Genomic DNA, 8,481 nt, shown 5'->3' on the forward strand with positions numbered 1-8,481 from the left:
ATCATTCCCGCTTGTCTCAAAAACCGACAGCGATCACGCCTGACCACTCTCGAAATCATGGAAACTCAATGTGATCCAATACTCGAAATTGAGAAACCCATAATCAGAAAATGCATCGCTTAACTTAACACGTATGCCCTGTAACCCCACTTTGCAATGTAGTTCGCTCCCGGCAAGAATTCATCATTGGAGTCGTCGAGCTTCTTCTGAAGCCACCTATCCAGTTCATCTCGAATACCCGAAGCTTCCTTATCATGGATGAGATTCTGCATCTGGTACGGATCGACCTCGTTGTCATAAAGCAACCAGGGGCCGTCAAGATCGCGCACATAGGTATATCGTTTGGTGCGGAGTCCTCGATATTCCCTTCCGCCGTGATGTTTAGCATTCCAGTTGCCAAACGGCTGTGGACACATGATCACTGCTGCCCCATCGGATGGGTCATTGCCTCCCGCGATGTGCTTGGAAAAATCAAGCCCTTCCACTGTCTCGGGAATGGATATGCTACAGAGACTAAGAAGCGTTGGCATGATATCCGGTGCATCAATCAGAGCGTCCGTCTTCCCCGTCTGCCAGCCGGGCAGGCCTGGATATCTGAGAAGAAATGGCACGCGAATGGATTCATCCCAGGGTCGCTGTTTTTTCGTCTGTCCCTGCGATCCGAGCATGTCGCCATGGTCGGATGTGAAGACAACAATCGTGTCGTTTTCGATTCGACACTCTCGCAGGGTCGTCAGCAGGTCGCCGATGCAGGTATCCAAGGCTGAACAGTTGGCGTAGTATCCGGCGAGTTCCTCCCGCGCCTGTGTCGCAATCTCAGCGGGCACATTTGGTCGGAGTTCAATAACGTCCACATCGTACATCCTCCTGAACTTCTCAGGGGCCGTATTGTAAGGGCAGTGGGGTGGTCCCCACGAAAGCACCAGAAAGAATGGATGATCCTTGTTGTGGTTGCGGATATACGTTTCAGCATCGCGTGTTTGCGCAATCGCGTCGTACCCGTCCCAGTACAGTTTCTCGTCCGAATCGCCCGCGTAATAGGCTGAATGATTGTAGTCGTGAGTACACTCGAGCACCTTCCAGTAGTCGAATCCCAGTCGACGTTCTGGTGGGATGTAATTGGACCTGCCAGGCCCGTCAACATGCCACTTACCAATGTAAGCTGTGTCATACCCCGCTGATGAAAATGCCTGTGCGATGCTCGTTGCACGCGGCTGAAGATAGACATCATTAACAAAGACCCCGTGCGTCATGGGGAGCTGACCCGTGAGCATGCTTGCCCTGTAGGGTGAACAAACTGAACAACCTGAGAGTGCATGCGTGAAGTTGATGCTCTCTCTAGCCAGAGCATGGAGATTCGGTGTCTTAACGTTCGGGTCACCGGCATAGCCGGTCGCTTGCTGGCGCCACTGGTCACCGAAGACGAATACGACGTTTGGCTTCTTGTTCATACTTTTTTTCTGCGAACATCAATCATTGAACGTTTGCTGTTGCTTTTATTCTTTCCTTTCTATTATAAATTTCGCAATCTGTCTGAGAATATCAGCTCTTTCGCCAAAAATATCAAGCTTCATCAATGCTTTATTTATCAGGTCTTCAGCCCTTTTCTTAGATTCCTCTATGCCCAAAAAAGCGGGATAATTAAATCCTTTTTCACTATCCTGCTTTTCATCCAATATGTCATCTGTAATCTGAAATGCAATTCCTATTAACTTGCCGTATTCATACAATGCTTCCTCTTCCCTCTTAGCTGCCCCTGACAAAATGGCTCCAATCCTAAGAGAAACAGCAATAAGAGCTCCTGTCTTGTGAGTGCAAACAAATTCTAATTCAGGTAATTCAGCCTTATTCTTATCCCATGATATATCAACTACCTGCCCACCTATCATACCAAATGTGCCAATCGCCTTAGATATTAGATTTATTGCCCTTAATGCAAGCTTGCTGTCCTTTACCTCTTCAGATAGTATTTTAAATGCGATAGTCAATAATGCATCTCCTGCAAGAATAGCTATGTCCTCTCCGAACTTCTTATGAGAAGTTAACTTCCCTCTTCGATACTCATCATTATCCATAGCTGGCAGATCATCGTGAACTAATGAGTAATTATGTATAAGCTCTACTGCACACGCAGCCGGCAATAGTATTCTCTCTTCTTGCAAAAATATCTCTCCAGCAGCTAGCATCAAAATGGGTCTTAGCCGTTTCCCTCCTGAAAAAACACTATATCTTACAGCCTCGTGTATGATCTGAGGATATTCAGTTTCCTTCGGCATATACTTATCAAGTTTGCTGTCTATGATCTTCTTTTTTGCAGATAGATAACCTTTTAAGTTCATTTTTCCTTCTCGTTCAGTTCAAATGGTTCTTTATATGCAACGCCATTGACGTCTTTCTTAAGTATTTCCACCTTTTTTTCAACTTCCCTCAATTTAACCGAGCAAAACTTCGCTAGTTTTACTCCCTCTTCAAAGAGTCCCAGAGATTTATCTAAAGAAACACTGCCCTCTTCCATCTCCTTTACTATGTTTTCCAGCTTGTCTAGAGCCTGCTCAAATTTTAATTCTTTCATAACCTAATTCCCTTTCCATATCTATTAATTTTTTAATATCACCCGCTAAAGGCGCTAGGAACTCTATATCCTTATTCGAAGTCGGATGAGAAAAACTAATTCTGTAAGCATGCAATGCCTGACGATCAATCAGACTATCCAGCTTAGATACCAACCCTTTACTTTCTCCGTATATTTTGTCGCCTACAATTGGATAACCAAGATATGCCATATGAACCCGAATCTGATGTGTCCTTCCTGTTCTTGGATGAGCGTTAATAAGTGTATCTTTATGGTAGCGTTCAATCACATTGAATTTAGTAAGCGCTCTCTTTCCGCCAATATAAGAAATTGCCATTTTCGTTCTATGCGACACACATCGGCCAATCGGTCTATCGATCTCGCCTTCATCCTGTGGGATCACTCCTCTTACAACAGCCATATAAGTCTTCTTCACCTTCCTGTTCTTAAACTGCTCTGCTAAATTAGCATGAGCACTATTGTTTTTTGCTGCAATAAGAACCCCTGATGTGTCCTTATCCAGTCTATGAACTATACCCGGACGCATAGACCCATTCAAATCCGACAATGTTTTGCAATGATACAATAAAAAATTTACAACTGTGCCATAGACAACTCCCTGCGCAGGATGTACAATAATCCCTGCAGGCTTATTAATAACTATTATATTATCATCTTCATATAGTATATCAAGCGCCATATTCTCTGGCTTCAGCTTTAGCTCAGCATTATCTTGAAGCTCTGGGATAGTTATTAATATATTATCCCCTATCTTAAGAAAATATCCCGGCTTTGTTTTTTTTCCATTTACCAAAGCATGATTGGCAATAATCAGATTCTGAATGAAAGACCTGGAAACTATATCAAGCTTATTTGCCAGAAATTTATCTAATCGTTCCCCAACATTCTGCACATCAGCTATAAACTTATATTCCATATTCATAGAGCCCACGACCAGAGTCGAACTGGTGACCTCATCATTACGAGTGACGTGCTCTACCAACTGAGCTACGTGGGCATAAAAAAAGTGCCGGGGCGCAGAATTGAACTGCGGACACGCGGATTTTCAGTCCGCTGCTCTACCGACTGAGCTACCCCGGCAATTTGAACTTAACACACTGCAATTATACAAATTTTTATATTAATGACAAGAAAATTAAACCATTAATCAGTCAAAAAGTGGCTTGCTCTTGTCTCTGCGGGGGAATATTTAAAATATCTAATTTTAATACAAAAAATCTTATGTGCAGTTATAAAAGCGGATTTTTCGTAGAAAAAGCAGGGAAAATCATCGAAAATAAGCAGGTTTCGTGTCAATAGCTTCCCGTAAGGTATGTTATGTTCCGAAAAGAATTCATCAAGTTATCTTTTGTCTAGCCGCCATCCAATAAAGAAGAGAAGTAATAATGAGTATATTTAAACATTTTCTCAGGAATATATTAATTTCTATGGTCAATTCTGCTTTCAGCCGGTTCCTGACATAGATCCTCTGTCTGCAAAAAAAGAGTTTGAACCTATCTGACAACTATTCTATACCGCCGTTTTTCGCACGAATCTTCCAGTTACCACCCCCAAATATTTTACATTACCTTTTATCTCACTTCCTGGACGGCCTCCTGAGCCGCCTCCGCCCACGTCGTCAACAATGCAGGATTTCCATTTACTGAATGGATATCACTTAAATTTAAATCTATAGATACCCCTTCAGCAGCAGTAACCAAACGTCTTATATCCGATTTCATCTCATCCCGGGTGAAACAGAAGAAGACTTTACCCGGATGGGCATGAACTTCTAAAACGACTTTGCCCTGAAATTTATCCCTTGCCGCTTTAACTGAGGACCAGGGTGAAACATGGAAACGCCGTAAGTTTGGTAGAGTGGCCAGTATATCTAATTTGTGATCTAGACATTCGCAACCATGATAATAAACTGTCTGATTGGTAAAATATCCTGCCAATCGCGCATTATAGGCGTGAACAAATTCCTCATACATTGCAGGGCCCAAGCCCGAGGATGTTTGGGCAGAAATATAGACCCATTCATCACTTAAATGCAATGCTTCTGGATTGAAGTCTGGTGCCAAATATGCGCAGTTCACACGGAAACTCACAGCTGTATATTTTCTATCGTCACTGGTTATACAGTTGAGCCAGCCGTGTTTTTCCCGATTGAGATGGTGCTTTTGGTAAGCTGTTGTGATAAATCGCATTAATGCGTGGACTTTATCAGGAGAATCCACAACGTCATACATTAGATTTTGTATGCCTCGCATTTCTGCGGCAAGATCAAAAGGGGAGTAACCGAGGTTAGGATATTGGACATGCACTTGTAATCTGCCTTCTACAAGTTCGTTAGCTTCCTCAATTGCCATAGAAGTTGCTTTTTCGTCAATGGCTATGTCTCTGAATTTCAACTGGCTGACATTGATCTCTTCCTCAAATGCAGGAGTGATCTTTCTTGCCTCCAGAGGATTATCAATATTCTCATCAGTTCCTACCAGCCCAAAAAAAATACCCCAGTCAACTGATTGTGATACAACCGCTGGTATGGTAATCAAAGGCCATACTATGTGGTCGTCAGGAACATTTTTTGCCATCCATAGCCGGCGCTTTAGATCAAATTCTATACGTTGGGCTATTGCTGATTTAGTCTTTAGATAATCTTCCCCAAGCATCAACTTCCATTGTGGTTTTGGTATTCCTTCATAATAAACACACACTGGAATTTTCTCTGTTTTGTGTAATGCCTGATGTTCAGCCCATATCTTTTTCTTTCTCTTCTGCTGTGGGTTCAAGGCAAACTCAAGAATTTCATCTACCAGAGGTTGAAGTAGTTTAATATCTTCTTGATGGCGATGAGTATTTTTATTTTTCAAAATTCTTTATGCTAAGTCCCTGTAACTTTGATCAGACAGCTCTTCTAATAAATCAAATTTTAATTCCCAACGCATTCTTTGCTCTTTAAAATAAAAATTTTTTCTAATAATCAATTTCTCTTGTCAAGGATTTTTTTACTAGTTGTCTGGAAATGAACAGGAACATCGTGAGCCACCCTTAGTTGGAAAGAGGCAATAAGGTGCCTTGAACTAAACCGCTGCGCGGTAGAACTCCGTTAATCCCACCCCGTCTCCTGTCAACATGATTACAATCTGATATACTTTTTCTCCGGAAGAATGTTCACGGTGAGCATTCGTTAAACTTCAATAGTTTAAGGAGAAAAGTATTATGAGTGCACTTCGTAAAAAAATGATTCGAGACCTGGAACTCCGAAGGTTTTCAGTCTCAACTCAAAAGTCGTATCTTGCAGCAGTGAGAGGTCTGGCAAAACATTACATGCTCTCCCCAGACAAAATCAGCGAAGAACAACTCCTGGATTATGTTAATTTTCTCATAACGAAGCGTAAACTGTCCTGTAGCTCTCTTAATGTTGCCACAGCAGGCTTACGTTTTTTCTATAAAGAAACGCTGGCATGTAATGCTATGGCGATAGCTATACCGCCTCGGAAAAATTCGAGAAAACTGCCGGAGATTTTCAGTTATAACGAGCTAAAACGACTTTTCGCAAGCACGAATAACCAGAAACATCGTCTCATGTTAATGACCGCATATTCAGGAGGACTGCGAGTTAGTGAATTAATCCATTTGAGAGTGAGAGATATTGACAGCGAACGTATGACTATCCGCATCAAAAATGGGAAAGGCGGAAAAGACCGTTACACTATTTTATCCCAAAGACTGCTTGATGAACTGCGCTGTTACTGGAAAAAATATCGTCTGGAGGATTTTCTTTTTCCAAGCGCATTTAGAGATAAAGTTCTTGTACGGCAAAGTCCTAATCTGGCATTCAAAGCGGCCAAGAAAAAGGCAGGCATTACTAAAAAAGTCACCTTTCATAGCTTGAGACACACTTTTGCAACAAATCTGCTCGAATCAGGAGTAGATATCCGGACAATCCAGATTTTACTTGGGCATTCTTCTATCACCACAACTGCTCGTTATCTTCATGTGGCAAGAAAGAACATCAAAGCAGTAAAAAGTCCCTTGGATATGTTTGACTTGCCTGACACAGATAGGTTTAAACGGTTGAATTCGTGACTGTGTTCCCTGTTTCAGCGACAGGGAACGGGCATAATGCAAAGCCGTCAGAACCGGAAGTGGCCGATATTTTCCGGATGCATGGCGATGCCTATCAGAAAAACCGTTCTCTGCCAAAATCACATCTAAAAGTAATACGCGACATTGAGACCTGCCGGACGGCTGTGCTCGGCGGGCATTTATACGAATGCAACCTCTGCTGTTATGAACATCCTGTCTACAACTCCTGCTGCAATCGGCATTGCCCCAAATGCCAGGCGCTCAATAAAGCCAGATGGCTGGAGACTCGCAACGCTGAGCTTTTGCCAGTGACTTACTATCACAATGTTTTTACCTTGCCGCACGAACTTAATCCCTGGATCCGATATAACAAAAAGGTTATTTACGATATCCTGTTTCAAAGTGTATCTCAAACACTGCTGAAATTCGGGATCAACCCCGAAAACGGTCTTGGCGGCAAGCTCGGATTTCTGGCGGTTCTGCATACGTGGGACCAGAAACTTCTGGAGCATCATCATCTGCATTGCATCATTTCAGGCGGAGTGCTCTCTTTTGACGGAAAGAGTTGGATTAACGCTCGCTCCAATTTTCTTTTTGCGGTAAAAGCACTCTCAAAAGTTTTTCGCGGCAAGTTTACAGACTTGTTGGAAAAAGCATTTGCCAGAGGAGAAATCACTTGCCCTGGGAATCTTACCGAAACTGCAGCGAGAGAATTTAGGCACATGGCAGCCATAGTTCGCAAAATCAAATGGGTGGTGTATTCCAAACAGTCATTTGCAGGCCCGGAAAAAGTCCTTGACTATCTCGGACGCTACGTGCATCGGGTTGCGGTTTCCAATGACAGGATTAAAGATATTAAAAATGGGCATGTCACGTTTTGTTACAAAGATCGCAAAAATAGCAATAGTAAAAAGGAAATCACCATTCTGGCGGAAGAATTCATCAGGCGCTTCCTGCTGCATGTTTTACCTGAAGGCTATATGCGAATTCGCTACTTCGGCTTTCTAGGCAGCCGGTACAAAAAAGAAAACATGTCTCTGATAAGGAAGCTTTTAGACATCCCTCCTGAACCTGCGAAACCGACGGAAAAGAAAAAGGCAGAAGAACTTATCCTTGAACTCACAGGAAAAGATATCACTAAGTGTCCGAAGTGCAAAATCGGAATCATGGTCGTCCGACAGACAATAGCAAGACCCTCTATTCAAATCACTAAAAATTTCTTTAACCTACCAAAGACCATAGATACTTCATGATGAAAGGAGCGCTTGAGTGAAGGATATTGTATTGACCCTTATGGAAAAAACTCTTCCAGAAGAAAAATTGGATCTGTTTGTTATAATATCAAACCTGGGGCAATTTTTTGTCCCAAAATTAGTTTGTAAACAGGTCATGTTCCGCAAAAAACATTCAATCCATCATTCCAGACATTTTACCCAACCGCCAATGATTGTATTAGACAACAGACATTTTTCATTCAATCCACATAGGAGATATTTTCGGTCTCTTACGTATTTCCTGACAGCTACCGCGGCTTAGCTCAATCGATTTTATCTCCAATTCGGCTTCAGAGTTGAACTCCAAACCATGCTCATTCTTGCTGCCGAACAAGAGATAAAATCCTATACATTATGTGCAGTTGCTGACATTAAAAATTCGAGGACTATTTGGGGGGGGGGGGCATACGTGTTAAGTTAAGCTAATAAGTTTTCTCGCCGATGTGGTTGACATCGGTGTTTTTTTGTGCCATTATACCGATAGCCGTAATAATGCTATCGGCATAGAAAGGAGACAGTTATGACGAAGGAGAACAGAAG

At 42.4% G+C, this 8,481-nt stretch carries 7 protein-coding genes and 2 tRNA genes; 2 read left to right on the forward strand and 7 right to left on the reverse strand.

All coding sequences use genetic code 11. From position 1 onward, the window contains the following. Positions 1-119 precede the first annotated feature (119 nt). The 7 genes from KKC91_10205 to KKC91_10235 all read right to left on the reverse strand — a co-directional run bounded on the left by KKC91_10205 (position 120) and on the right by KKC91_10235 (position 5,448). Positions 120-1,451, reverse strand: coding sequence for a sulfatase (locus KKC91_10205; GenBank protein ID MBU0478925.1), 1,332 nt, complete (start codon positions 1,449-1,451; stop codon positions 120-122). 45 nt (positions 1,452-1,496) lie between these two features. Next, positions 1,497-2,339: a polyprenyl synthetase family protein gene (locus KKC91_10210; protein MBU0478926.1), complete on the reverse strand. Its 843-nt coding sequence runs from the start codon at positions 2,337-2,339 to the stop codon at positions 1,497-1,499. Next, positions 2,336-2,572 carry an exodeoxyribonuclease VII small subunit gene (gene xseB, locus KKC91_10215; GenBank protein MBU0478927.1) on the reverse strand — a complete coding sequence of 79 codons (237 nt, stop codon included), beginning with the start codon at positions 2,570-2,572 and terminating at the stop codon, positions 2,336-2,338. The genes KKC91_10210 and xseB overlap by 4 nt, the downstream gene beginning before the upstream one ends. Continuing rightward, entirely contained in the window at positions 2,553-3,515 is a 963-nt protein-coding gene (locus tag KKC91_10220; protein ID MBU0478928.1) for an RluA family pseudouridine synthase, read from the reverse strand. The genes xseB and KKC91_10220 overlap by 20 nt, the downstream gene beginning before the upstream one ends. A gap of 2 nt (positions 3,516-3,517) precedes the next feature. Continuing rightward, positions 3,518-3,590, reverse strand: a tRNA-Thr gene (locus tag KKC91_10225). Between the two features lie 10 nt (positions 3,591-3,600). Beyond that, a tRNA-Phe gene (locus tag KKC91_10230) sits at positions 3,601-3,673 on the reverse strand. Between the two features lie 491 nt (positions 3,674-4,164). Then, positions 4,165-5,448, reverse strand: coding sequence for a hypothetical protein (locus KKC91_10235; GenBank protein MBU0478929.1), 1,284 nt, complete (start codon positions 5,446-5,448; stop codon positions 4,165-4,167). Positions 5,449-5,797: 349 nt separating this feature from the next. On the opposite strand from KKC91_10235, the gene KKC91_10240 reads away from it, so the two are divergent. Both KKC91_10240 and KKC91_10245 read left to right on the forward strand, forming a co-directional pair. After that, the gene (locus tag KKC91_10240) at positions 5,798-6,667 is read left to right on the forward strand and encodes a site-specific integrase (protein MBU0478930.1); all 870 of its coding nucleotides are present in this window, start codon (positions 5,798-5,800) and stop codon (positions 6,665-6,667) included. Next, entirely contained in the window at positions 6,664-7,920 is a 1,257-nt protein-coding gene (locus KKC91_10245; GenBank protein MBU0478931.1) for an IS91 family transposase, read from the forward strand. Before KKC91_10240 ends, KKC91_10245 begins: the two co-directional genes overlap by 4 nt. The last annotated feature ends 561 nt before the right edge of the window (positions 7,921-8,481 follow it).

This window comes from bacterium (assembly GCA_018812485.1).
GTDB lineage: Bacteria > JAHJDO01 > JAHJDO01 > JAHJDO01 > JAHJDO01 > JAHJDO01.